Origin of the sequence: Tenacibaculum piscium, assembly GCF_021390715.1 — a bacterium.
Lineage (GTDB): Bacteria > Bacteroidota > Bacteroidia > Flavobacteriales > Flavobacteriaceae > Polaribacter > Polaribacter piscius.
The window spans coordinates 70470-95433 of record NZ_JAJGWT010000006.1 but is presented as its reverse complement, the minus strand read 5'-3'; the positions used below and the strand labels follow the sequence as shown (position 1 = coordinate 95433).

Here is a 24964-nt window from a genome sequence, read left to right as displayed (position 1 = left end):
ATTATAAAATACTTGCCATGTCTTGTATTTTAAAAGCCACTGCAAAAGCGAGTACACTTACAATAATTCCAATCATAAAAACGGTGTAGGTTACGCGTAATAATTTGTATTTTCGGTTTAAAACCAAGCCTAAAAAATATAAATCTTTGGTTAATGAACCGTATAAATAATCACGATCTTGCATCATTTCTTGCATTGCCCATTCAAAATCGGGCAAATTCATTTGATGAAAATTCCCAAAAAACAATAAATTTACCTTTTTATTTGCTACGTCTTCTTTAGTAAATTTCCCTTGCGTTACATTTGGGCGGGTTGCCATTATCGATAAAATAATAGATGCCACGGTAAATAAAACGAAAATTAATGACGGAATTATTAAATAATGATTGGTCGGATTATCGAGTTTCGGAATTAATGTTGATAAGGTCATCGAAATTATAATAGCATTTACCGATAACAAAATATTTGCCTTTGTATCGGCGATATCACTTAAAGTTATATGATTTCGAAGAGCAACCCGAAACATTGTTTCTACGCCTCTTTCGGGTGCTTTTTGTACTTTTTTATGTGCTGTTTTTTGTTGATATATTAATAATTCAGCTAAATTTTTATGCGCTATTTTACCCCAATTTTTAATCGCAAAAGTTGTCTGAAATCGAAATTTCGATAAAAATTCAATATTTCCAGCATTCCAAACGTCATCAGAAACGACCTCATTTTTGGTTAATTCCCACTCCTTTCGCAATAAAGAAGTATAATTACTGAAATTTTTACTTCCTAAATGAGCACAATCGGCATCTTTCATTATTTTTTGTAGTTCATCAGTAGCGATTGCACCTATTTTTGTAGCCAAAATCAATCTCGAAACTTCCGAAATAAGCTCAGCTGAAACGGCCTGTTTTTTCAAAAAATCCGATGCTATTTGAACACTTTCTTCTTCATGATTTTCAATGGAAAAAATATAGCCAGTATCATGAAACCATGCCGATAACAGCAAATTAGTAGCGTCTTTTGCATCAATTTTTAATTCTTCAATTAATATTTTTGTTTTCTCCACCACCCTTTGTGTGTGAAATATATTATGATATAAAAAGGAAGCAGGTAATTTTTCATTTAAAAGACTGATTACATAATTCTCTACTTTCAGTACTAATTTTTCCATCAGATTTTTTTTACAAAATTACAGATACTTTTTTGAATTTTATTACCCATAATTATTAACTATCTTTCGTTTAAATTAAAAAGACAATGATACTTACTTGGAAAAAAATCATTCATTTTGCTGTAAATGGCAATCCAACACCAATAAAAAGAGTTGAAAAAACTGAAACTCAATGGAAAGAATTATTAACAGATGAACAATTCAGAATTACCCGTTTAAAAGGAACGGAACGTCCTTTTTCTGGAGAATTATGTACTACTTATGATGAAGGAAAATACAATTGTACTTGTTGCGATACGCCTTTATTTGATGCTACTATTAAATTCGATTCAAGCTCAGGATGGCCTAGTTTTACCCAACCAATTGCCGAAAATGCCATTAAATATCATAGAGATAGTACTTTGGGAATGGTACGAGTAGAAGTTTTATGCAATACTTGTGATGCACATTTAGGACACGTTTTTCCTGATGGTCCTGAGCCAAGTGGTTTAAGATATTGCATCAATTCGGAATCAATGATTTTAGATAAAAATTAAAAAAAATCAATTAATGACAAGTAAAAATTTACAAATAGCCACCTTAGGCGGTGGATGTTTTTGGTGTATAGAAGCCGTTTTTCAGGAAGTAAAAGGTATTGAAAAAGTAGTTTCTGGTTATGCTGGCGGAAATGTACCAGGACATCCAACATATAGAGAAGTTTGTTCTGGATTAACAGGACATGCCGAAGTAATTCAACTTACTTTTGATGCAAATATTATTTCGTATCAAGATATTTTAATTATTTTTATGACAACTCACAATCCGACAACCTTAAATCAGCAAGGAGCGGATAAAGGAACAGCATATCGTTCTGTAATTTTTTATCATAATGAAGCTCAAAAAGAAATTTCAGAAATTGTTTTAACTGAAGTTGCTCCTTTTTATGAAGATAAAATTGTTACAGAAGTTAGTCCATATTCTATTTTTTACGAAGCAGAAATAGCTCATCAAAATTATTACAGACAAAACCAAACACAAGGTTATTGTAGTTTTGTTATTTCGCCAAAATTAGCAACACTTCGAAAATTACATGCTCATAAATTAAAGTAATTTACCGTAATTTTGTCAATCCATTTATCCAAACACAAATGAAGCTTAACATTCAAGATACTTTTACAAAAGAATTACCTGCCGATAAAATTTTAGAAAACACCAGAAGACAAGTTTTAGATGCTTGTTTTTCGTTTGTTGAACCTAAAAAAACAGCAAATCCGAAGTTACTTCATGTTTCAGAAGAAATGTTAACTGCAATTGGATTAACTAAAGAAGATGCAAAATCAGAAGATTTTGTAAATATTTTTACAGGAAATAAAGTCTTAGAAAACACGCATCCATTTGCGATGTGTTATGGCGGACATCAGTTTGGAAATTGGGCAGGACAATTAGGCGATGGAAGAGCCATCAATTTAACCGAAATTGTACACAACAAAAAACGCTGGGCAATACAATTAAAAGGTGCTGGAGAAACTCCATATTCAAGAACTGCGGATGGTTTAGCAGTTTTACGCTCATCAATAAGAGAATACTTATGTAGCGAAGCAATGTTTCATTTGGGCGTTCCAACAACTAGAGCTTTATCGTTAAGTTTATCGGGTGATAATGTATTAAGAGATATGTTATACAACGGAAATGCAGCCTATGAAAAAGGTGCAATTGTAAGCCGCTTAGCTCCAAGTTTTATTCGTTTTGGAAGTTTTGAAATTTTATCATCTAGAAAAAATTATCCTGCTTTAAAAACATTAGCAGATTATACGATTACTCATTTTTATCCTGAAATTACATCCGAAGGAAAACAAAAATATCTTGATTTTTTAACCGAAATAAGAAATCGAACTATCGAAATGATTGTCGATTGGCAACGTGTTGGTTTTGTGCATGGCGTTATGAATACCGACAATATGTCTATCCTCGGATTAACCATCGATTACGGTCCTTACGGATGGTTAGAAGGCTACGATACTGGCTGGACACCAAATACAACCGACAATCAGCACAAGCGATACCGCTTTGGAAATCAATCACAAATTGGGGTTTGGAATTTATTTCAATTGGCAAATGCCTTGTTTCCGCTTATCGAAGAAGCGCCACCTTTACAAGAAATTTTAGATGAATATGCTGATATTTATCAAAAGAAATATTTAAAAATGATGAAATCGAAAATCGGTTTATTTTCTGAGGATACTAATGATTATGAATTAATTGGTCGTTTAGAAGAAACGTTGCAATTAACAGAAACCGATATGACACTTTTCTTTAGAAATTTAGCATTAATTTCTTCGGATGATACTTTTGAAACTGCTTTCGATAACATAAAAATTGCATTTTATACGATTATCGAAGTTAAAGATGAAATAAAAAATCATTGGCAAGATTGGTTTGAGCGTTATTTAAAAAGATTAGAACTAGAAACTTTATCTGATTCAGTAAGAAAAGAAAAAATGAATGCTGTAAATCCGAAATATGTATTGCGAAATTATATGGCACAATTAGCTATTGATGCTGCCAATAAAGATGATTATAATTTAATTGAGGAATTATATCAGTTATTAAAAAACCCTTATGATGAGCAACCAAAGCATGAAAAATGGTTTGTAAAACGTCCAGAATGGGCTCGTAATAAAATTGGATGTTCTGCATTAAGTTGTAGTTCTTAAAAAGAGTGTTTTTCATCTGAATTAAAAGAATATAAAGTATTTTTACAGCCTAATTAAAGAGAGATGAATTTTAGGGGAAATTTTAGATATTTAGTATTCTTTTTTCTGGTGATTATAAGTACGCTGTTCAATAATTGTGCAACGTACAAAGCTCAATATGCCGATAAAAATACCGTAAAAAATCTTGCAAAAGAAAAAAACAACCCAAATTCTGATAAAAAAATAGCCCATACTTTTTATTTAATTGGCGATGCTGGAAATTCTGATTTAGGAAAAATATCGCCTGCATTAAAATATTTAAATAAACATATTCGCACAGCTCCTAAAAATTCAACCTTGCTTTTTTTAGGTGATAATGTCTATGAAACTGGTATTCCTCCCGAAAATTCTAAAAAATATCCGTTAGCAAAACATCGAATTAAAGTACAAACCGATATTGCTGAAAAATTTGCAGGTAATACTATTTTTATCCCAGGAAATCATGATTGGTACAACGGTTTAGAAGGCTTAAAAAGAGAAGAAAAATTAGTCGAAAAAGCCTTAGGAAAAAACACTTTTCTCCCCGAGAATGGCTGTCCTTTAAAAAAAGTAACTATCAGTAAAAAAGTTGTTTTAATTATTGTTGATTCGCATTGGTATGTAACAAATTGGAATAAACATCCTAAAATAAATGATAATTGCAACATCAAAACAAGAGCAAAATTTTTAGAAGAATTTAAAAGTTTGCTCAAAAAATCCAACGGAAAAACAACCCTAATTGCCATACATCACCCGTTATTTACCAACGGTTCTCATGGTGGTTATTATTCTTTTAAAAGTCATTTGAGTCCACTTCCTGTTTTAGGAACATTAAAAAATATCCTACGAAAAACAACAGGAATTACCAATACCGATTTGCAAAATAAAAAATATAATGAACTTAAAAAGCATCTGGTAACACTGGCTCAAGAAAATGAAAAAACCATTTTTATCTCTGGGCATGAACACAGTTTACAATATATTGAACAAAATAATATTGTTCAAATTATTAGTGGTTCAGGTTCTAAAACTACACCAACCAAATTGGCAGGTGGAGCAAAATTTACCTATGCAAGTCAAGGTTTTGCACAATTAAATATTTATACTGATGGAAGTTCAGAAGTTCATTTTTATTCAGAAAAAGAAGCTAAAAAAGTATATCAAACAGCTATTTTTCCTGCGGATAAAAAAAAGAATTTTACTACGTATCCGCATCGAAATATCACTCAAAAAAAAGCAAGTATTTACACCGATAAGGAAGTTGAAAAAACAAAAGTATTTGAATATTTTTGGGGAAAACGTTATCGAAAAGATTTTGGCACAAAAATAACCGCACCTACCGTAAATTTAGACACGCTTTTTGGCGGATTAAAACCCGTTCGAAAAGGAGGTGGAAATCAATCAAAATCATTGCGATTAAAAGATAAAAAAGGACGAGAATATGTAATGCGTGCTTTGCGAAAAAATGCCGTGCAATACTTACAAGCCGTTGCCTTTAAAGACTATTATTTAGATGGACAATTTAACGATACCTACACCGAGAATTTACTGCTCGATGCCTTTACAGGTGCGCATCCTTACGCCCCATTTGTTATCGGAACTTTAAGCGATGCCGTGGGAATTTATCACGCAAATCCTGTTTTATATTACGTTCCAAAACAACATGTCTTGGGTGCTTTTAATGCCGATTTCGGCAATGAATTATACATGATTGAAGAACGAGCTTCTTCAGGACATCAGGATAAAAGTAGCTTTGGATTTTCAAATGAAATAATTAGTACCGATGATTTATTAAGCAATCTATCAAAAAATGAAAAACATCAATTAGACGAATCTGCTTACATAAAAGCACGTTTATTTGACATGCTAATCGGTGATTGGGATAGACATGAAGATCAATGGCGATGGGCTGTTTTCAAAGAAAATAAACGTACTATTTATCGCCCCGTTCCAAGAGATAGAGACCAGGCTTTTTCAATTATGGGTGATGGATTTTTGTTAAATATCGCTACTAGAATTATTCCCGCTTTGCGATTAATGAAACCCTATAAAGAAACCTTAAAAAGCCCAAAATGGTTTAATTTAGAACCATATCCGTTGGATATGGCACTAATTAATAAATCTGATAAAAGCATTTGGGACGCACAAGTAAAACATATTACCAATAATATTACCGATGAAATTATCGACAACGCTTTTGAAAATTTCCCAAAAGAAATTCAAGGAAAAAATACCCAAGAAATCAAACGAAAACTAATTGGAAGAAGAAAAAATTTGCAGAAAATATCCGATGCTTATTTTAAACATATCAATAAATTTCAAGTAATTAAAGGAACTGTAAAAGACGATTGGTTTGATATCATTCGATTGCCAAACGGACGCACCAAAGTAACAGCGTATCGCATCAAAAAAGGAAAAAAAGCAACGATTTTTCATCAAAGAATTTATGATAAAAAACAAACAAAAGAATTATGGATTTATGGCTTGGCAGATGATGATGTTTTTATGGTAAAAGGTACCGGAAATCATTTGATTAAACTGCGAATTATCGGAGGACAAAACAACGATAAATACACGATTTTAAACACTAAAAAAGTTACAATATACGATCATAAATCAACCAAAAATACCTTTACGACCAAGAATAGTACAAATATTCACAAAAAATTAACGGACGATTATCAAACAAATACGTACAATTATAAAAAGCTGAAAAATAACGCAAATGTTCTCAAACCCGTTATCGGAATGAACCCTGATGACCGTGTAAAAATAGGCTTTTCAAATACGTATACTATCAACGGTTTTGAACGAAATCCGTTTACCTCACAACATAAAATTTCAGGTGCTTATTATTTTGCTACTGATGGTTTTGAACTAAACTATTCCAGCGAATTTGCCAATGTTATTGGCAATTGGAATGTAAGTGTAAACGCCTTATATACAAGCCCAAATTATGCTATTAATTTCTTCGGATTTGGGAATAATTCCATCAATTTAGAAGCAAATAACCTTAAAGATAAAAATTATAATCGAGTAAAAATAAAGAAATTTATAACAGGAACTGCCCTACATTGGAAAGGCGATTTAGAAGCCGAAGTAAAATTAGGCATTAATTTTCAATCCTTTAAAATCGATAAAACAAACCATCGTTTTATTACAACACCTTTAGAATCAGTTACTTTTAAGCGTCAAGACTTTGTGAATGCCGAAGCCAGTTACGAATTTGAAAACACGGATAACAAAGCTTTTACAACCATGGGAATGAAAATGTTATTTCGAATTGGTTATACAGCAAATCTGAATACTATAAATGAGAACAATAATTTTAGTTATCTAATTCCTGCGATTTCTTTTGATTATAAACTAATTCCGAGCGGTCAAGTAGTATTGGCAACCAAAGTGAAAAGTCATTTTATTTTTGGGGATACTTTTGCCTTTTATCAAGGAGCAAATCTAGGAGCAAATAACGGATTACGAGGATACAGAAACGAACGATTTACAAGTAAAAATTCGGCATATCATAGTACCGATATTCGAGTAAACATAAAGAAATTAAAGACAAGTATACTACCTTTACATCTTGGTATTTATGCTGGTTTTGATTATGGAAAAGTATGGCTTAATGAGCTTACTTTACAGGATATAAAAACCTCGATCGGTGGCGGAATTTTCTTTAATATGACAAACATGATGACCGCAAATATAGCTACATTTCATAGCCAAGATGGTTTGCAATGGTCTTTTGCAATGGGCTTTAATTTTTAATATTTTATTCTCTTAATTTTTTAAAATGATAACACAACAAATAGTAGTAATATCAGGCGCTTTATTTGGCGGATTAGCCGTAATTTTTGGAGCTTTTGGCGCACACGCTTTAAAGAAAATTTTATCCGAAGAACAATTAAAATCGTTTGAAACAGGCGTAAAATATCAAATGTATCACGCCCTTGTTTTATTGTTTATAGGGAATTATTTTTCAACGTCAAATTCAATATTAAATTCAACAGCAAATACCTTGATGAGTTTTGCTTTTATTATCGGAACTTTTCTTTTTTCATTTAGTATTTACGGATTAGTTTTATCCGATGCCAAAGGAAAAAAAATGTCATTTTTAGGACCAATTACACCTCTTGGCGGTTTGTTATTAGTTATCGGCTGGATACTGCTTTTAGTTGCATTTATTTAAGCGAAAACTCATATAATTTCCCACCTTTTCCATGTGCTTTTTCATCAGCAATATACAACGTATTATGATCTTTAAAAGTGATGCTTTCTTTTTGCGAAACAAAACCTAAGGGAAATTCCTGAATTTTTCCTGAAAAGAAATCATCTTTTTTAAAATCACTAAAAATAAAAACCGATTGATGATTTAATAACGCCACTTTTTTTCCATTAGGAGCAATCGCACTAGCAGTTATCGAACAAGATAAATCATTACAAGTTTCAAAACTTGAAATACGCTGTGCTATATGTGTTCCTTTTTGGGCAGGAATTTTATACAAAGTTGTTTTTCCGTAGTTATTTTTAACCCTACTTTTGGTGAAAAAATATAAAAATCCGTCATTATATAATAAGCTTTCAGCATCAAAAAAACGATGTTTCTTTTTAGGAGGAAATTTTGTTTGAGAAGCATACGAAAACTTAATTTTATCGACATCAACAGCTTCTTTTTCTACTAAATCTTGATGCTTAATTTTAAGTATTTTTAAATTTTTCCGAGTGTTATCATTATTTCCAAAATCGGCAATATATAAGTTTCCTTTTTCATCGGATGTCATATCTTCCCAATCATTATTTTTGGCATTGATAGCGATTTCTCTGATGATTTTTCCTTTTGAATCAACACCATAAATAACGGCTTTATTACCACTATCATTATGCATCCAAAGTAAATTACTATTGTTTATTTTTTCGATTCCTGAAACTTCTGCTAATTTTTTAGGTAAATTATATTGAAGCTTTAATTCGCCATAATTTTTACAGTTACTTAGTAAAATAAAAAGAAGACATCCTATTAATTTTTTCATAAAAACACACTGTTATTAAACACAATGATACGATTTTATTTTTTAGAGAAGTAACTTGTTTTTTTACATAATTTCAATAATTTGCAAATACCCCTAGCCCCGATTGAAGCTTTGTTTGAGCTCCTTTTTTTGATTTTTTTCAAAAAAAGAGCGAGTGCGGAAAGCGGGAAATAGCTCCAAAAAATATTTAAAATAAAAGAGTTCCTCAAAATAAATTTCAAGGAACTATTTTATATGATTTTAATATTTTTGATATTTAATAGACTGATTTTAAACCGTTACACTGTGTCCTGTTTTTGTGGTATAAGTTTCGCTAATTACAGTACTTACATATTTCCAATTCGAAACTACCGATGCTTGATTTATATGTAATTCCATAAAACCTCTTTGTGAGAAATCGCTATACTTTAAATCATCGACTAAAAGTTGTAATGCTTTTTCGAGTTGTAATGCTCCTTCGCCTAAATATTTTTCTAATCCTGGTGATGATACTGAACTTGTCGCTAATTCTACACCTACTTTATCTCCATTTGCATTGGTTAAATCACTTTGCCAAGCATTATGCGTATCACCTGCTAAAACAACTACTTTTTTGTTTTTGAAACTTGCTAAAAGTGCTTCTCTTTCCATAAAATAACCGTCCCAAGCATCTAAATTGTATGGTAAAACGGTTTTTATTCTGGCTATTTCTTGAGGCGTTAAACTTGGATCTTTTTTCAAAAATCTTGTTTTGATAATAACCAATTCGGTAATTGCTTTTTGAAAAGCACCAAAAGTTTCCGCCGATGCGCCACCTTTCGTTTCAGCTTCTGCCGAAACACGTGCTAAAATCGGTAATAATTCTGCGGGCATTAACATTTTCCCCATCAAAACTTGTTGCCCAATAATTTGCCAACTCGCATTTGATGTTTTTATTTGATTCGTAACCCATGTTTTTTGCGTAGTTCCTAACATCGTTCTATTTGGATTCAGCCATTCTTTTTGAAAACTAGGAATATCAAATTCTCCTTTTGAAGTGTAGAAATCTGCATAATTTAACTGCTTTTCTCGTCCTATAATTCGAGTATCTAATAAAATTAAATCGGCTAAATTTCCTATTTTCAGATTTCTATAAATGATAGCATTATCAACAATATTAGTCGTATTTGGTAAATATTCGCTGTATGCTTGTAACGCACTATTTTTTCGAACGGTGTAACTTCCTTCGTTTTCTTGATGATTTTCAGCACCATCTTTATACGAATCGTTTGCAACTTCGTGATCGTCCCAAATACAAATAAATGGTTTCTTTTGATGCAACTCTTTTAATTTATTATCCGAACGATATTGGCGATAACGAGTTCTATAATCATCTAAAGAAATTATTTCACCTTTTGGATTTGGCATTCTAAATGAGCCGTACGTATTTTCGCCATATTCGTAGATATAATCGCCTAAATGCACGACAACTTCAGCCTCCGATTTGTTAATTGCTTCATAGACATTAAAATATCCGTAGGCATAATTTGCACAAGAAGTTACGGCTAATTTCACATCAGAAGTTTTCGTTCCGAAAGTTAATGTTTCACCGATTACAGAAGTTGTTTTATCTTTTATATTGATAAAACGGTAATATAATTTTTGATTTTCGGCTAATTCTTTTACTTCGATAGCGATTGTATAATCTCTAGAAGCATCTGTAATTACTTCGGATTGACGTACAATATTTTTAAATTTGATATCTGTTGCTACTTGCCAAGTGATTGCTACGGAAGATTTATCGGTTGTATATCGTGTCCAGATAATTACTTGAGAATTTGTAGGATCAAAACTTGCGACACCTTCTTTAAAATTTTCTTCGGATAAATTATCAGGAATAGGATTTGTTATTTCGTCATCATCATTACAACTGATAAAATTGGTTGCCAAAAGTATTCCTCCACTTGCTAAAAGAGTATTTTTTAAAAAATTTCTCCTTTTAATATTTGTTGCCATCTTTTACGTTAATTTTTACTTTAATTAATTTTTATTAATTTGTTTTGTTATCAAGCAAAAGTAAAAGATGTAGTTGTTTAAATTGTTAGGTGAATATTATGCTAAAAAGTTTAATTTACCAATCTCCTGATGCACCACCACCACCAAAGCTACCACCGCCAAAGCCTCCACCGAAACCTCCGCCTCCAGAAGAACCTCCTCCAAAGCTTCCGCCACCGCCAAAACCACCACGACCTGCACTGCTTAAAATAATGGTTTCCAAAATACTACCTGCAATATTTCTTTTATTCGAACCATTATCGTTCCCATCACGACCGCCACTATTTTTATTTCCTCTTGAGATGATGATAAAAAACACCACAAGAATAATGATAAAGATGATAAAACTTGGATCAAATTGGTCGGATTTTTTACGAGTTCCTGAATATTCTCCTTGTAAGGTTTTAAAAACAGCATCCGCTCCCCTATCTAAACCTGCATAATAATCGCCGCGTTTAAATTCGGGAATAATTGCTCTTTCAATAATTCTTTTAGAAGCAAAATCGGTTAATAAATGTTCTGTTCCTTTTCCTGCTTGAATCGATATTTTACGGTCTTGTTGTGCTAATAAAATTAAGACACCATTATCTTCTTTTGCCTGTCCAATTCCCCATTTCTCGCCCCAATTTGCAGTTAAATAATTAATATTCTCTCCTTGGGTAGAATTGATAATAGCAATAACTATTTGTGTTGATGTAGTATCAGAATATTGAATTAACTTATCTTCTAAGCGAGATTTTTGTTCTGCAGAAAGTAAGCCAATATAATCGTAAACACTTGTTTCAAATTTCGGTTTTTCAGGGATTTTAAATCCTTGAGAAAATGTTGCTTGAATAAAAAAGAGTCCAAGAATAAAAAATAAAATACGTGTCGTGTTCTTCAAACTTTTTTTATCCTTTAGATATTTCGTTAGATAATTCATTTTCATCATCAGTTTGCCAAGGAAAATGAACTTTTAATTCTTCTCCTGCGGTTAAAATACCAGCAACAATTCCTTGCTTAAAAGCTCCTTTTATAAAATGTGCTTTCATAGTATTTTTTGTAGTATCCCAAAAGTTTTCAGGCACTACTTTATCGATTCCTTTATCGCCATAAACCACAAATTTTTTATCATTTACCGCCACGTAAAATAACACAGCATTTTGGGCTTTGGTATCAAACATTTTGAGCAGTTCAAATACTTCTAATGCACGCTGAAAAGCATCTTTATTAGCAGATGCTTCGATATGAACTCGAATTTCACCAGAAGTATTTTTCTCTGCAATTTGAATAGCAGCAATAATTTCTTGTTCTTCTTGAAGTGTCAAAAAATCTTCTACTTTAGACATGTTTTTATATTTTAGATATCTTATTTTTTATTGAAATCAAAATTGATATTTGGTGCATTTTCAGAACCTGCATCCGATTTATAACGATTCATTTCATCAAAATTAAAAATACCAGCTAATAAAGAACTCGGAAATTTCTTAATCAATTTATTGTAGATATTTACGCTTTCATTAAAACGATCACGAGCGACATTAATTCTATTTTCAGTTCCTTCTAATTGGCTTTGTAATTCTAAGAAATTTTTATTTGCTTTGATATCAGGATAGCGCTCTACAGACACTAATAATTTAGATAAAGCACCACTTAATCCTGCTTGTGCTTTTTGAAATTGCGCCATGTTTTCAGGCGTTAAATCTCCTGCGTTGATATTTACAGAAGTTGCTTTAGCTCTAGCTTCAATAACTCCGATTAAGGTACTTTTTTCAAAATCGGCAGCTCCTTGTACTGTTTTTACTAAGTTTCCGATTAAATCATTTCTTCGTTGATACGAGCTTTCTACATTTGACCATGCTGTTTTTGCATTTTCTTGATATTCTACGGCGGTATTTTGAAATCCTACTGCCCATTTATATATTGAGAAAGCAATTAAAACGATTATAATTATAGGTATAAATTTTTTCATGTTTTGATTTTTACTTTATTTTAAATTATTTAGATAATTAATTTTATAGTTGATTTTTTATGTTTAGTAAAACGGCTTTTACGGCTTCTAATTTACTAATAATTTCATGATTTCGAATTACATCTTCAGGATTTCTCTTTAGTTTTTTTTTGGCACCTTCTAATGTAAATCCTCTTTCTTTTACTAAATTGTATATCAATTTAAAGTTTTCGATATCCTCTTTGGTAAATAGTCTATTTCCTTTAGCATTTTTTTTAGGTTTGATAACCTCAAATTCTTGTTCCCAAAACCGAATTAAGGATACATTTACCCCAAATGCTTTAGAAACTTCTCCTATTTTATAATATCTTTTTTCGGGAAATTCTACATACATTCATTGCATATTTTATCTTAATTATTTTGAACTATTTTTAATCGTATGATTGTCCTTTTTGTTGTGATGCTTTTTGCATTGCTATAAATTCTTCAGGGCTTAAATCGCCATAATAATAATAAATAGGATTTACAGGTCTGCCATTTTTATGTACTTCATAATGTAAATGTGGTGCAGCAGAACGTCCTGTATTCCCTACATATCCTATTAAATCGCCACGTTTCACCTGTTTTCCTTCTCGGGTTGCAATTTTACTCATGTGTGCGTAAATAGTTTCATATCCGTAGCCATGATCGATATATACAACATTTCCAAAAGAGGCACTACGATGTGCTTTTTTTATCTTTCCATTTCCTGATGCAAAAATAGGCGTACCTGTTGGTGCGGTAAAATCCATACCATTATGCATTCTCCACGATTTTAAAATAGGATGCAATCGCATTCCATAACCAGATGCCATTCTTTTTAAATCTTGATTTTTTACAGGTTGAATTGCAGGTATAGAAGCTAGCATTTTTTCTTTTTCTTTGGCTAATCCTACAATTTCATCTAATGATTTCGATTGCACGACCATTTGTTTCGACAACATTTCTATCTGTTTCGTTACGTTAGTAATCATGGCGCTATTTTTAAAGCCTTCTAAGTGTTTGTATCGGTTTACTCCACCAAAACCTGCTTTGCGTTGTTCATCAGGGATTGGACTTGCTTCAAAATAGGTTCTATAAATATTGTCGTCTCGTTTTTGTAGTTCCGTCAATCTTTCCGATAACATTCCTAATTCTTTTGACATTAATTCTGTATGCAATTTGAAATTTTCAAGTTCTCTTTTCTGAGCCCTTTCATTAGGCGACATCAAAAATTGACTAAAACCAATAAATCCAAAAAAGGCAATTAATAATACTCCTATAATTCCTAAAAAAGAATTTTTATATTTTTCACTTTTCTTCGACTCTATTTTTCGATACGACAAGGTATCAGGGTCGTAATAATATTTTACTTTCGCCATAGTGCTATATACTACTAAATGTACTGTTTTGTTCTTTTAAACAAACTACTTTATTCATTACTTTATTTACATTTTGATTGATAAAGTATTGTTTGTAAACACACAAATTTACAAAATGTTTTAAAACTACTTTTAATTAGTTGTTTTTTAATGATAATTTAACAAAAAGTCTAATCAAAAAAAGGAACGTTTTTTTAAAACGCTCCTTTTTATTTTTATTTAATTATTTTTTTATAAAAAACTAAAAATCTTGTTTTTTAATGGTTGGATTGAACAAACCGAAAAAACCTAATGCCTTTTTCCCTGTGGTTTTATTTATAATATTTCCTTCTAAATTCGCTGGTGGACCAGAGAATAATTGTGAAAAGAAATCACCACCTTCAACATCTTGTGCTTCTACCTGAGATAAATAATTTTTGAAGAAGTTATAATTATTATAACCAATGTTTGAAATTTCAACTTCTATACTTTTTGCAGTATCCTCTATCTCAGAAAAAGGATCTTGGTCTTCTTCAAAAAGAATATCATTTTGAACAAAAAAATCAGTAAAAATAAAATCTCCTTGTTCATTATATAATCGATAGACTATCAAATAAAAATCTTTTTGATCTGTTGAAGAATCCTTAAAAGTTACGCGTGTATTTTCATTATTTATAGTGATACTTTTCACCTCAACTTTCTCTTTAAATACTTCAGGATATGATTCTAAAACAGTTCCATCTTCTAAGATTATTTTTATCCAATAATAATTATTTACTATCGGATTAAATTGATTTTCTATAACATATATTCCGTCTCTTTCATCTAAAATTGATAAATCAGCAATTTTTGTATCTAAACTATTTTCTCCTTTAGCATACAAAGAAACTTTTGCTGTATTAATTGATTTTTTCGTTATTACATCTACAGGAACAGTTTCTTGTATATCAACATAAACAACATTATTTTTTGTTATTCCTCCTTTTATTATTATGTTAGGTTCGTGTATATCATCTAATGGAATGGTTTGTGAACAACTTAAAAAAGCAACCATATTTATGATAAGTATGAATAATATATATAGTAATTTCATTTTTTTAAAATTTAAAATTATACGTAATAAATGGTATTGGAGCTCCAAACAGCGAAAACTGTTTCTTGTTTAATGTTTTAGAAATTCCTGTATTTTGATTTTCTTTATTAGAAAAAGTATAATAATTAGAAAAAGCATTTTTTCTTCCATAAATATTATAAACTCCAAAACTCCAACTCCCTTTCCATTTTGAATATAAACTAGATTCTGGTGTATATGTTAATGAAACATCTAATCGATGTGTATTTTTCATTCGGTATGCATTTCTATCAGAATAGGTAAAAATAGATTTATCTTGATTTTCACCATAAACACCTCTTCCTGTTATTAATGTAGTTGGTCTTCCTGATTGGAAAGTAAAAAAAGTTCCCAGCGTCCATTTATCACTAAATTTATAATTGGCAGTTGCATTAAATATGTGAGGCTTATCATAATTTGATGAAAAATATTCGCCATTATTTATATTTTCTGATGAAAACTCACTAACAGTTTTTCTTTTAGAAACCGAGTACGTATAATTTAAATTACCTGTTAATTTTCCTTTTGTTTTATAAACGGCAAACTCTGTTCCATAAGCATATCCATTAGCAGGAAGCAATTGTGTTTCAATATTTTTATTGATAAATAAATCGGCATTATTTACATATTCTACTAAATTTTTAAAATCTTTATAATAGCCTTCTACCGAAAAATTATAGGTTCTATTTTGATTGTCAAATGCAAACCCAAAAGAATATTGATTTACCGCTAATGGCTTTACATGTTTTCCTGAAAGTTTCCAAATATCAAAAGGTAATGCAGCGCTACTATTACTCATTAAATGTATATATTGATACATTTTATTGTACCCAATTTTTAATGATTTTCGATTATCAATATCATATTTCAAAGACAAACGCGGTTCAAAACCAGCATATTCTTTTATTGTTTTTCCATTTTTATACTTTACCTGTGCTGTTATTGTACTTGGTGTTTTCGGAAATCCTGAAGCATAAGAAGCAACTTCATAGGGTCCAATATTTCTAAAGATAGCATAACGCGCTCCTAAATTTAGAGATAACTTATTCCATTTTTTTTCTAGTTCATAATACGGTGCTATTTCCAAGCCTTTTTCTACAGAAAAATCTATATTACTTATTCCTTGTTCAGTACTTGTAATCTTTGCTGGTGTGAATCTATAATACGTTCCGTGTATTCCAAACCTCATCTTTGTTTCTGGATTCAAATAATAGGTAAAATCTGGTTTAAAAATATAATTTTCAACCGATGATGTCCATTCAAATGCACTTCCTGAATCTGTTTGTGAAGGACCATCATTTTCAGCAGCTAAGGAATATTTATAAGAACTATAAATCGTTGATACATTCATGAACAGTTTATTCGAAAATATATGATTCCAACGTAAACTTGTAGTGGCATTATTCCATAAGAAGTCTATTTTCCCTCCAGGTTCTTTTTTATTTTCTTTTGTTTTTTCATCATATACAAGTTCTTCTTCAGCTTTAAACTTCATTACATCTTGACCGAAATATCCTGATAAAAACAATTTATTATTATCATTTATATTCCACGCTAATTTTGTATTTAAATCATAAAAATACATTTTTTGTTTTTTCAGGTCTTCTCCTGCTAATGGAAAAAACAAATCAAAATAAGTTCTACGCCCTGACACTAAAAAACTAAGTTTATCTTTTTTTATCGGTCCTTCTAGGGTTAATCTTGAAAATAACAAACCAACGCCTCCTTCTGCTTTAAAAATTTTAGAACTACCTTCTTTCTGTCTCATATCTAATACCGAAGAAGCTCTACCTCCAAAACGTGCTGGAATACCTCCTTTGTAAAATTTTATATCTTTTAACGCATCGGCATTAATTGCCGAAAAAAGTCCCCATAAATGAGATGAATTATATAATGGTGCTTCATCTAATAATAATAAATTCTGATCAATATTACCTCCTCTAACATTAAATCCACTAGCGCCTTCTCCTACCGAACTAACTCCAGGTTGTGTTAAAATTGCTCTTGTAATATCTGGTTCACCAAAAAATGCAGGAAGCTTTTTTATTTCAGAAGCTTTCAAACTAGAAACGCCCGTTAAAATTGTTTTTAGTTGACTTTTACTAGTATTCGTTGATTTTACAACAACTTCTTCTAAGGCATTTTCACTTAAAGTTAATTCAAAGTTCTTCTTAATATCACTATTTAAGTTTATCTTAATTTCTTTGCTTTTGTACCCAACATAAGAAATCTCTAAAACATAAATACCTTTTAAAATGGTCATCGAATAAAAACCATATTCATTGGTTATAGTTCCTTTTAAAGCATCCTTTATTACAACATTTGCGCCTAATAATGTTTCACCAGTTGTAGCATCTTTTACGGTTCCACTAATAGTATATTTTTGTTGCTGTTTTTTTAAAATATTCTTTTGATAAGTTTCTTTATCTTTAGATAAAATTATCAATTCATTTTTTACCTGATGTTTTATTGCTGTATTTCTAAACAATAGTTTTATAGCTTTATTAAGCTCTTTATTAACTACATTAATCGTAAATTTTTGTTGAATATTAACTTCATCATTATTAAAAACAAAGTTATAATTAGTTTGTTTTTCTATTTGATTTAAAATAGCTTCTAAAGTTGTGTTTTCATAGTTTAGTGTTACATTTTTTTGAGAAAAAGTATTCGTTGCTGCTATTTGTAAGCAACAAAATAAAAAAATTGATAAGGTGAGTTTCATTAAAAACGCATGTTTTTGGGATACATTTTTTAACCCCAATGAGGTTATAAATTGTTTGTTTTTCATAGATTTGACTGTTGTTAGATGGTTTTGTTCAATTAAAATTAAATTTATCAGCATTTTTAAATAGGAGAATTGCCGTTCTCCTATTTTTTATTTGATAATCCAAGTGTTTTTTTGAGTATTAAAATGATACTCAAAAGGTTTTGTTATTTTTAATATTTCTAAAATTTCTCTTATAGACATTGTTTTTTCAAAAGTTCCTGTAAATTTTACATTTGATATTTTTTCATTTTCAAAATGAAACTTCAAATTATACTGATTCTTAAAATCTGTTGCTATTTCTTTAAATGTTTTGTTCTTAAATTGAATTTTACCTTCTCTCCAAGAAATAGTATTCATTTTATTTTTGATAACAGATTTTAAAACATGTTTATTTTTCTTCAGAATTCTTATTTTATCATTAGGTAACATTATCATTTTATTTTTTTCAGAATCTTTAACATTAACTGCTACTTTGCCTGTAAATAAAACTGTTTCATAATAATTATTTTCTTTGTAAGATTTAATATTAAAGCTAGTTCCTAATGCTTTAACTATAATATTATCTGGAGTTTCTACCGTAAACGGATGTTTTTTATCTTTTGCGACTTCAAAAAAAGCTTCCCCTTCTAAACGAATCGTTCTTGGAGAATTCTCTTTATATGAAATTTTACTCGAAGCATTTAACCAAACAACAGATCCATCTGAAAGCGTTACTTCCTTTTGTTCTCCGTAAGTTGTTGCTATAAATATTTCTTTAGATTGTGTTATAAAATAGGCGAAAAAAGAAGTACTTAATACTATTATTGCTGCCGCAGCATATTTAAAGAAAAGCTTTTTAAAGTTATTTTTCTTTTCCTTACTTTCTATCTTTTTGAAAAAGTTGGTTTTATTCTTTTCTATATTAGGTGTAGCTACACTACTATTTTCTTTAGTAATTTGATTTATTTTTTTGATTTCCTCAAATAATTGTTCATCATATTCTGTTGAGTTTTTCCATCGCTCAACCTTAGCTTTAATAGCAACACTTGCTGTGTTTGATACATAAGCCCAAAGGTCTGTTTCTTCAATTTTGTCTCGCTTCATAATAATATGAGATTTATTATAAAACGTTTCTGAACAACAAGTACCCTATTTTTTTTATAAAAAATTTACTAATTCTTTTTTAAAAACTTGCAAAGCCTTTGAAATATGAGCTTCTACAGTTTTTATTGATATATTTTTGATAGATGCTATTTCAGCATAAGTATGCCCTTTATCTCTTGAAAGCTTAAAAATTTCAATTGTTTTTTGAGGAAGTAACGTATAGATATCTTCTATTGTTTTTAGTAAATCCCATTCATTATTTATTTCTTCTTCAATATCTTTATTTAAAACATACAGATTTAAATGTTTATTTTTTACGTTTTCTTTTCTAAAATGATCTATAATTTTATTTTTTAACGTTATAATCAAAAAAGATTCTATAGATCGATGATTTATTTTCATCGAATCGATATTTTCCCATAACTTTATAAAAGTCTCTTGTAATAAATCATTCGATATACTTTCATCTTTCACTATTTTAATAGCGTAGTTATATAATTTTTCATAATGTGTATCAAACAATGCTGAAAAATCTACCTTTTCTTTTAATTTCATCAATTTTTAATGCTAAAAATTCACTTAATATGTTCTTTTAAATAAACTTAAATTAATCTTATTTTTATTCAAGCTGATTAAAAAAACATTTTGCTTTCATACTACTAAATATCTTATTTTTGTCTTTTTCAAGTAAGTAATAAAAATACAATACTTAGCAACTAATATAATAACTATTTTAAAACTACTTCTAATTAGCTGTTTTTTAATGATTATTTAACAAAATTTTCGAGCTCAAAACATATGAAATCTCAAGAAATAAGATCAAAATTTTTAGAATTCTATAAATCTAAAAACCATGCTATCGTTCCATCTTCGCCAATGGTATTAAAGAACGATCCTACTTTAATGTTTGTAAATGCGGGAATGGTTCCTTTTAAAGAATATTTTTTAGGACAAAAAAAAATAGTTGATGCTAGAGTTGCCGATTCTCAAAAATGTTTACGTGTTTCTGGAAAACATAACGATTTAGAAGAAGTTGGAAAAGACACGTATCATCATACATTATTTGAAATGCTTGGAAATTGGTCTTTTGGCGATTATTTCAAAAAAGAAGCGATTGCTTGGGCTTGGGAATTACTTACTGAAGTTTACAAAATAGATAAAGACATTTTATATGTTACTATTTTTGAAGGTGATGAAAAAGAAGGTTTAGAGAAAGATACAGAAGCATATGATATTTGGAAACAATACATTGCCGAAGATCGTATTTTATTAGGAAATAAAAAAGATAATTTCTGGGAAATGGGCGCACAAGGACCTTGTGGACCTTGTTCTGAAATTCATATTGATATTCGTTCTGCGGATGAAAAAGCAAAAGTTTCAGGAGCATCATTAGTAAATTTAGATCATCCGCATGTTGTAGAGGTTTGGAATTTAGTTTTTATGCAATTCAACCGTAAAGCTGATGGAAGTTTAGAGAATTTACCTAAAACACATATCGATACAGGTATGGGATTTGAGCGTTTATGTATGGCTTTACAAGGCGTACAATCTAATTATGATACCGATGTTTTTACTCCGATTATTAGAGAAATAGAAACTATTACAAACGTAAAATACGAAAATACTGAAATTGCTGGTGATGAAACAGATATTGCAATTCGTGTAATTGCCGATCATGTTCGTGCTGTAGCATTTTCTATTGCCGATGGTCAATTACCTAGTAATACTGGCGCAGGTTATGTCATCCGAAGAATATTAAGAAGAGCTATTCGTTACGGTTTTACGTTCTTAAATCAGAAAGAACCTTTTATCTATAAATTAGTTGCCACTTTAAGCGACCAAATGGGCGATGCTTTTCCTGAAATAAAAGCACAAGAACAATTAGCCCGAAATGTTATTAAAGAAGAAGAACAATCTTTCTTAAAAACATTAGAACAAGGTTTATTATTACTAGATACTATGACAGCTAATGCTGGAAACAAAGTAATTTCTGGTAAAAAAGTATTTGAATTAAAAGATACTTACGGTTTCCCTGAAGATTTAACGGCATTAGTTTTATCTGAAAAAGGTTTAGATTATAATAAAGAAGAATATAAAGAAGCTTTAAAACAACAACAAGACAGAGGAAGAGCTGCAACAGCTATTGAAACTGATGATTGGAATGTTTTAATTGAAGATGATGAAGAGGAATTTATCGGATATGACACTTTAACTGCTGATGTTAAATTAACTCGATACAGAAAAGTAACCACTAAAAAAGATGGTGAACAATATCAATTAGTTTTTAACATGACTCCTTTTTATCCTGAAGGTGGTGGACAAGTTGGTGATGTTGGACATATTGAAACTTCTAACGGAGATTTAATTTACGTGGTAAACACTAAAAAAGAAAACAATTTAATTATTCACTATACTAAAACTTTACCTTCAAATTTAACAGAAAGGTTTAAAGCTGTAGTAAATAAAAATAGTAGAAATTTATCTGCAAGTAATCATACTGCTACGCATTTATTACACCAAGCATTACGTACAATTTTAGGAACTCATGTTGAACAAAAAGGTTCGTTGGTGAGTCCAAAACATTTACGTTTCGATTTTTCTCATTTCTCTAAAGTTACTTCGGATGAATTACAAGAAATTGAAGATTTTGTAAATGCTCGTATTCGTGAAAATCTTTCTTTAATTGAAAGAAGAAATATTCCGATGCAACAAGCTATTGATGAAGGCGCAATTGCTTTATTTGGCGAAAAATATGGAGATGCCGTAAGAGCCATTAAATTTGGTCAATCAATGGAATTATGTGGAGGAACTCACGTTCCACAAACTGGTGATATTTGGTATTTTAAAATAAAATCGGAAGGCGCTGTTGCTTCAGGAATTAGAAGAATTGAAGCAATTACAAATGTAGCTGTTGGCGATTATTTTGAAGATGTTGAACGTAACTTTACTGATATAAAACAACTATTTAAAAATCCTAAAGATGTTGTAAAATCGGTAACTAATTTACAAGATGAAAACACTGCTTTAAAAAAGCAAGTAGAACAGTTACTTAAAGAAAAGGCTGAAAACTTATCTGGTGAATTAAGAAATAAATTACAAGAAATAAACGGTGTTCAGTTTTTAGCAACTAAAGTTGCTTTAGATGCCAACGGAATCAAAAATTTAGCGTTTGCTTTAGGTAAAGATTTTAAAAATTTATTCTTATTCTTTGCCTCTTCTGAAAAAGCTGATAAAGCTATGTTAACTTGCTATATTTCGAAAGAATTAGCTGCAGAACGTGGTTATGATGCTGGTAAAGTTGTTAGAGAATTAGGAAAATTAATCAACGGTGGCGGTGGTGGTCAAAAATTCTTTGCTACTGCTGGTGGTAAAAATCCTAACGGAATTGAAAAAGCGATAGAAGGTGCTAAAGAATATATTGTTTAAAATAAATCACTAAAATATAAACTCAAAAAAAGGTTCAAAGATTTAATTCTTTGAACCTTTTTTTCGCAATTAATTTAAAGCTTCTTTATAAGTCGAAATTGCTCTTTCTCTGGCAAACTTATGTTCAACCATTGGCTGTGGATAGGTTAATTCATCAAAATTTTCAATCCATTTTCTAATATATTGTAACTCTTTATCGAACTTTTTTAATTGTGCTTCAGGATTAAAAACTCTAAAATATGGTGCAGCATCACAACCTGTTCCTGCTGCCCATTGCCAATTTCCATTGTTTGCTGATAATTCGTAATCTAATAGTTTTTCGGCAAAATACGCTTCGCCCCAACGCCAATCAATTAACAGATGTTTACATAAAAAACCTGCCGTAATCATGCGTACCCGATTGTGCATATAACCCGTTTTATTTAACTGTCGCATGCCTGCATCGACCATCGGATAACCCGTTTCTCCTTTACACCATTTTTCAAATTCGGCTTCGTTATTTCTCCACGGAACGGCATCGTATTTTTGCTTAAAATTATTCGTAACCACTTTGGGAAAATGAAATAATACTTGCATAAAAAATTCTCGCCAAATCAGTTCGTTTAAAAAAGTTGCATTGGTTTTTAAAGCAAATTGCACCATTTTACGAACACTGACCAATCCGAAACGAAAATAAGGCGACAAATAAGATGTTTTATCGATAAAAGGAAAATCACGAACTTCATCGTAATTTGTTAAATTTGATAAATTATAAGGGGTTACTTTTATACTACTTTCATTAAATCCTATGAATTTTAAAGAAGGTATTTCTGATGTAAATTGATGAAAATTATTAAAATTTATTTCATGATTTTTTAAATCTTCTTCGGCATTAAATTTCTGCAACCACTTATTTTTATACGGCGTATAAACTGTATATGGCAAACCATCATTTTTAGTAACCTCAGCTTCTTCAAAAATAACTTGGTCTTTATAGCTTAAAAAATTAATACTTTTTGATTTTAAAAATTCACAAATATTTGCATCTCTTTGCAAAGCATACGGTTCGTAATCTTTATTTGTATAAACTGCTGAAATATCAAATTCTGAAATTATTGTTTTCCAAACTTCAAGAGGATTTCCTTTTTTTATCAATAAAGATGAACCGACTGCTTTTAAATCGGTATCTAACTGCTGTAATGTTTGATAAATAAAGGAAACTCGGGCATCGTTTTCTGGCAATTTATCTAAAATTTCTTCATCAAAAATAAATATCGGCAGTACTTTATTTGATGAATTTAAAGCATTAAATAAGGCTACATTATCTTCTAAACGCAAATCTCTACGAAACCAAAATATCGCTACTTTATTTACCATTAAACATTTTTTCTAAAATTATAAATCGATATTCAAAAATACTTGTTAATTGTTTTTTGATAAAAAGAGCTTGTGCTATATGTCCTAAAAAACCGAACGGTATTTTATAGGAAATTTTATCTTTCATTAAGGTATTTCCGTTTGGCAAGGCTTCAAAAAAATGTTCGTGATGCCACATTGAATAAGGTCCGAAACGTTGCTCATCAATAAAAAAAGCTTGTTCTTTTACTTGTGTTATTTCTGTTACCCAATTTGTTTTCACAAACGGAACAGGCGATACTTTATACGTTATTATTTGCCCAGGATATGCTTTTTTATCAACTTTTGAAGTGATATTAAAACCCATTTTTTTTGGCGTAATTTTAGCTAAATTTTCTGGTGATGAAAAATAATCCCACGCTTTTGCTAACGGCATTTTTAATTCTTGTGCTGTTTCTAGGGTATAAATTCCTGAGTGTTTTTTAAAATTCATCATTTATAAAAGGCTTGTTATTTTAGAACTCATTGGTTTTGTAATTGAATAGAAAACATCAATTAATCTTCCTTCTTCGTCAACTAAATATTTTTGAAAATTCCATTTTACAGACGAATCCATTTTAGCATTTTTTTCTTTTTCAGTTAACCATTGATATAACGGATGTTTCTCTTCTCCTTTAACGGCTATTTTTTCGGTTAATGGAAAATCGACCCCAAAATTTAACCTACAAAACGATTTTATTTCTGATGCTTCCCCAGGTTCTTGAGCTCCAAATTGATTACATGGCAAGCCGATGACTACTAATTTATCAGAATATTTTGATGATAATTCTTGTAAACCATCATATTGCTTGGTAAATCCGCATTTAGAAGCCACATTTACAAATAATATTTTTTTACCTTTATATTGATTTAAATCTAATCTTTTTCCGTCAATTCCTTTAATTTCTATATCGTATAAAGATTGATTAGGAGATACTGTTTCCGAATTTGATAAAAAACTAAATAATGCCATAATTA

21 protein-coding genes are annotated in these 24964 nt (G+C 30.2%); 6 read left to right on the top strand and 15 right to left on the bottom strand.

Going from position 1 to position 24964, the window contains the following annotated elements:
• Position 1: 1 nt before the first annotated feature.
• Entirely contained in the window at positions 2-1162 is a 1161-nt protein-coding gene (locus tag L0U77_RS07685) for a Pycsar system effector family protein (protein ID WP_233884478.1), read from the bottom strand.
• A gap of 89 nt (positions 1163-1251) precedes the next feature.
• On the opposite strand from L0U77_RS07685, the gene msrB reads away from it, so the two are divergent.
• From msrB to L0U77_RS07660, 5 genes are all read left to right on the top strand, one after another.
• The gene (msrB, locus tag L0U77_RS07680) at positions 1252-1698 is read left to right on the top strand and encodes a peptide-methionine (R)-S-oxide reductase MsrB (protein WP_233900995.1); all 447 of its coding nucleotides are present in this window, start codon (positions 1252-1254) and stop codon (positions 1696-1698) included.
• Between the two features lie 13 nt (positions 1699-1711).
• Positions 1712-2251, top strand: a complete 540-nt coding sequence (gene msrA, locus L0U77_RS07675) for a peptide-methionine (S)-S-oxide reductase MsrA (RefSeq protein ID WP_233897863.1) — start codon at positions 1712-1714, stop codon at positions 2249-2251.
• 38 nt (positions 2252-2289) lie between these two features.
• The gene (locus L0U77_RS07670; protein WP_233900973.1) at positions 2290-3855 is read left to right on the top strand and encodes a protein adenylyltransferase SelO; all 1566 of its coding nucleotides are present in this window, start codon (positions 2290-2292) and stop codon (positions 3853-3855) included.
• Positions 3856-3963: 108 nt separating this feature from the next.
• Positions 3964-7641: a metallophosphoesterase gene (locus L0U77_RS07665; RefSeq protein WP_338126517.1), complete on the top strand. Its 3678-nt coding sequence runs from the start codon at positions 3964-3966 to the stop codon at positions 7639-7641.
• Between the two features lie 25 nt (positions 7642-7666).
• Positions 7667-8062 (top strand): DUF423 domain-containing protein, encoded by a 396-nt coding sequence (locus L0U77_RS07660; RefSeq protein WP_101917709.1) that lies wholly within the window; start codon positions 7667-7669, stop codon positions 8060-8062.
• Here the strand turns inward: L0U77_RS07660 and L0U77_RS07655 are convergent.
• The 11 genes from L0U77_RS07655 to L0U77_RS07605 form a co-directional block, all read right to left on the bottom strand.
• Positions 8055-8903: an NHL repeat-containing protein gene (locus L0U77_RS07655; RefSeq protein WP_233861056.1), complete on the bottom strand. Its 849-nt coding sequence runs from the start codon at positions 8901-8903 to the stop codon at positions 8055-8057. The genes L0U77_RS07660 and L0U77_RS07655 overlap by 8 nt on opposite strands.
• Positions 8904-9173: 270 nt before the next feature.
• A complete protein-coding gene (locus tag L0U77_RS07650; protein WP_233900971.1) occupies positions 9174-10877 on the bottom strand; it encodes an alkaline phosphatase D family protein in 1704 nt (567 codons plus the stop codon).
• Between the two features lie 115 nt (positions 10878-10992).
• Positions 10993-11838, bottom strand: coding sequence for a TPM domain-containing protein (locus L0U77_RS07645; RefSeq protein WP_394801450.1), 846 nt, complete (start codon positions 11836-11838; stop codon positions 10993-10995).
• Positions 11807-12244, bottom strand: a complete 438-nt coding sequence (locus L0U77_RS07640) for a TPM domain-containing protein (protein WP_101917712.1) — start codon at positions 12242-12244, stop codon at positions 11807-11809. Before L0U77_RS07640 ends, L0U77_RS07645 begins: the two co-directional genes overlap by 32 nt.
• Before the next feature lie 20 nt (positions 12245-12264).
• Complete coding sequence (locus tag L0U77_RS07635; protein WP_101917713.1) at positions 12265-12867, bottom strand: LemA family protein; 603 nt, start codon at positions 12865-12867, stop codon at positions 12265-12267.
• A 43-nt stretch (positions 12868-12910) separates the two neighbouring features.
• Complete coding sequence (locus L0U77_RS07630) at positions 12911-13240, bottom strand: MerR family transcriptional regulator (RefSeq protein ID WP_101917714.1); 330 nt, start codon at positions 13238-13240, stop codon at positions 12911-12913.
• Between the two features lie 37 nt (positions 13241-13277).
• On the bottom strand, positions 13278-14246 hold the full coding sequence (locus L0U77_RS07625) for a M23 family metallopeptidase (protein WP_101917715.1): 969 nt from the start codon (positions 14244-14246) through the stop codon (positions 13278-13280).
• A gap of 241 nt (positions 14247-14487) precedes the next feature.
• Positions 14488-15318, bottom strand: coding sequence for a DUF4249 domain-containing protein (locus L0U77_RS07620; RefSeq protein ID WP_233897867.1), 831 nt, complete (start codon positions 15316-15318; stop codon positions 14488-14490).
• 4 nt (positions 15319-15322) lie between these two features.
• On the bottom strand, positions 15323-18058 hold the full coding sequence (locus tag L0U77_RS07615; protein WP_233897868.1) for a TonB-dependent receptor: 2736 nt from the start codon (positions 18056-18058) through the stop codon (positions 15323-15325).
• A gap of 153 nt (positions 18059-18211) precedes the next feature.
• Positions 18212-19186: a FecR family protein gene (locus L0U77_RS07610; RefSeq protein WP_233897869.1), complete on the bottom strand. Its 975-nt coding sequence runs from the start codon at positions 19184-19186 to the stop codon at positions 18212-18214.
• A gap of 54 nt (positions 19187-19240) precedes the next feature.
• Positions 19241-19741 (bottom strand): sigma-70 family RNA polymerase sigma factor, encoded by a 501-nt coding sequence (locus tag L0U77_RS07605; RefSeq protein WP_233897870.1) that lies wholly within the window; start codon positions 19739-19741, stop codon positions 19241-19243.
• Positions 19742-19984: 243 nt separating this feature from the next.
• Here L0U77_RS07605 and alaS point away from each other — a divergent pair, with 243 nt between their 5' ends.
• The gene (alaS, locus tag L0U77_RS07600; RefSeq protein WP_233900970.1) at positions 19985-22612 is read left to right on the top strand and encodes an alanine--tRNA ligase; all 2628 of its coding nucleotides are present in this window, start codon (positions 19985-19987) and stop codon (positions 22610-22612) included.
• A gap of 69 nt (positions 22613-22681) precedes the next feature.
• Here the strand turns inward: alaS and L0U77_RS07595 are convergent, their stop codons facing one another.
• From L0U77_RS07595 to L0U77_RS07585, 3 genes are read right to left on the bottom strand one after another with little or no spacing between them, the layout of a single operon-like run.
• On the bottom strand, positions 22682-23968 hold the full coding sequence (locus L0U77_RS07595; RefSeq protein ID WP_233897872.1) for a cryptochrome/photolyase family protein: 1287 nt from the start codon (positions 23966-23968) through the stop codon (positions 22682-22684).
• Positions 23958-24443 carry an SRPBCC family protein gene (locus L0U77_RS07590; protein WP_233897873.1) on the bottom strand — a complete coding sequence of 162 codons (486 nt, stop codon included), beginning with the start codon at positions 24441-24443 and terminating at the stop codon, positions 23958-23960. The genes L0U77_RS07595 and L0U77_RS07590 overlap by 11 nt, the downstream gene beginning before the upstream one ends.
• Positions 24444-24959 (bottom strand): glutathione peroxidase, encoded by a 516-nt coding sequence (locus L0U77_RS07585; RefSeq protein ID WP_394801654.1) that lies wholly within the window; start codon positions 24957-24959, stop codon positions 24444-24446.
• Positions 24960-24964: the final 5 nt, after the last annotated feature.

Bases quoted from the DNA above. Each gene is read 5' to 3' on its own strand.
- L0U77_RS07630 (WP_101917714.1), bottom strand. From the start codon at position 13,240: ATGTATGTAGAATTTCCCGAAAAAAGATATTATAAAATAGGAGAAGTT.
- L0U77_RS07650 (WP_233900971.1), bottom strand. From the start codon at position 10,877: ATGGCAACAAATATTAAAAGGAGAAATTTTTTAAAAAATACTCTTTTA.
- L0U77_RS07620 (WP_233897867.1), bottom strand. From the start codon at position 15,318: ATGAAATTACTATATATATTATTCATACTTATCATAAATATGGTTGCT.
- L0U77_RS07625 (WP_101917715.1), bottom strand. From the start codon at position 14,246: ATGGCGAAAGTAAAATATTATTACGACCCTGATACCTTGTCGTATCGA.
- L0U77_RS07610 (WP_233897869.1), bottom strand. From the start codon at position 19,186: ATGAAGCGAGACAAAATTGAAGAAACAGACCTTTGGGCTTATGTATCA.
- L0U77_RS07615 (WP_233897868.1), bottom strand. From the start codon at position 18,058: ATGAAACTCACCTTATCAATTTTTTTATTTTGTTGCTTACAAATAGCA.
- L0U77_RS07640 (WP_101917712.1), bottom strand. From the start codon at position 12,244: ATGTCTAAAGTAGAAGATTTTTTGACACTTCAAGAAGAACAAGAAATT.
- L0U77_RS07635 (WP_101917713.1), bottom strand. From the start codon at position 12,867: ATGAAAAAATTTATACCTATAATTATAATCGTTTTAATTGCTTTCTCA.
- L0U77_RS07660 (WP_101917709.1), top strand. From the start codon at position 7,667: ATGATAACACAACAAATAGTAGTAATATCAGGCGCTTTATTTGGCGGA.
- L0U77_RS07585 (WP_394801654.1), bottom strand. From the start codon at position 24,959: ATGGCATTATTTAGTTTTTTATCAAATTCGGAAACAGTATCTCCTAAT.
- L0U77_RS07595 (WP_233897872.1), bottom strand. From the start codon at position 23,968: ATGGTAAATAAAGTAGCGATATTTTGGTTTCGTAGAGATTTGCGTTTA.
- L0U77_RS07590 (WP_233897873.1), bottom strand. From the start codon at position 24,443: ATGATGAATTTTAAAAAACACTCAGGAATTTATACCCTAGAAACAGCA.
- L0U77_RS07655 (WP_233861056.1), bottom strand. From the start codon at position 8,903: ATGAAAAAATTAATAGGATGTCTTCTTTTTATTTTACTAAGTAACTGT.
- msrA (WP_233897863.1), top strand. From the start codon at position 1,712: ATGACAAGTAAAAATTTACAAATAGCCACCTTAGGCGGTGGATGTTTT.
- L0U77_RS07670 (WP_233900973.1), top strand. From the start codon at position 2,290: ATGAAGCTTAACATTCAAGATACTTTTACAAAAGAATTACCTGCCGAT.
- L0U77_RS07605 (WP_233897870.1), bottom strand. From the start codon at position 19,741: ATGAAATTAAAAGAAAAGGTAGATTTTTCAGCATTGTTTGATACACAT.
- L0U77_RS07685 (WP_233884478.1), bottom strand. From the start codon at position 1,162: ATGGAAAAATTAGTACTGAAAGTAGAGAATTATGTAATCAGTCTTTTA.
- alaS (WP_233900970.1), top strand. From the start codon at position 19,985: ATGAAATCTCAAGAAATAAGATCAAAATTTTTAGAATTCTATAAATCT.
- L0U77_RS07645 (WP_394801450.1), bottom strand. From the start codon at position 11,838: ATGAATTATCTAACGAAATATCTAAAGGATAAAAAAAGTTTGAAGAAC.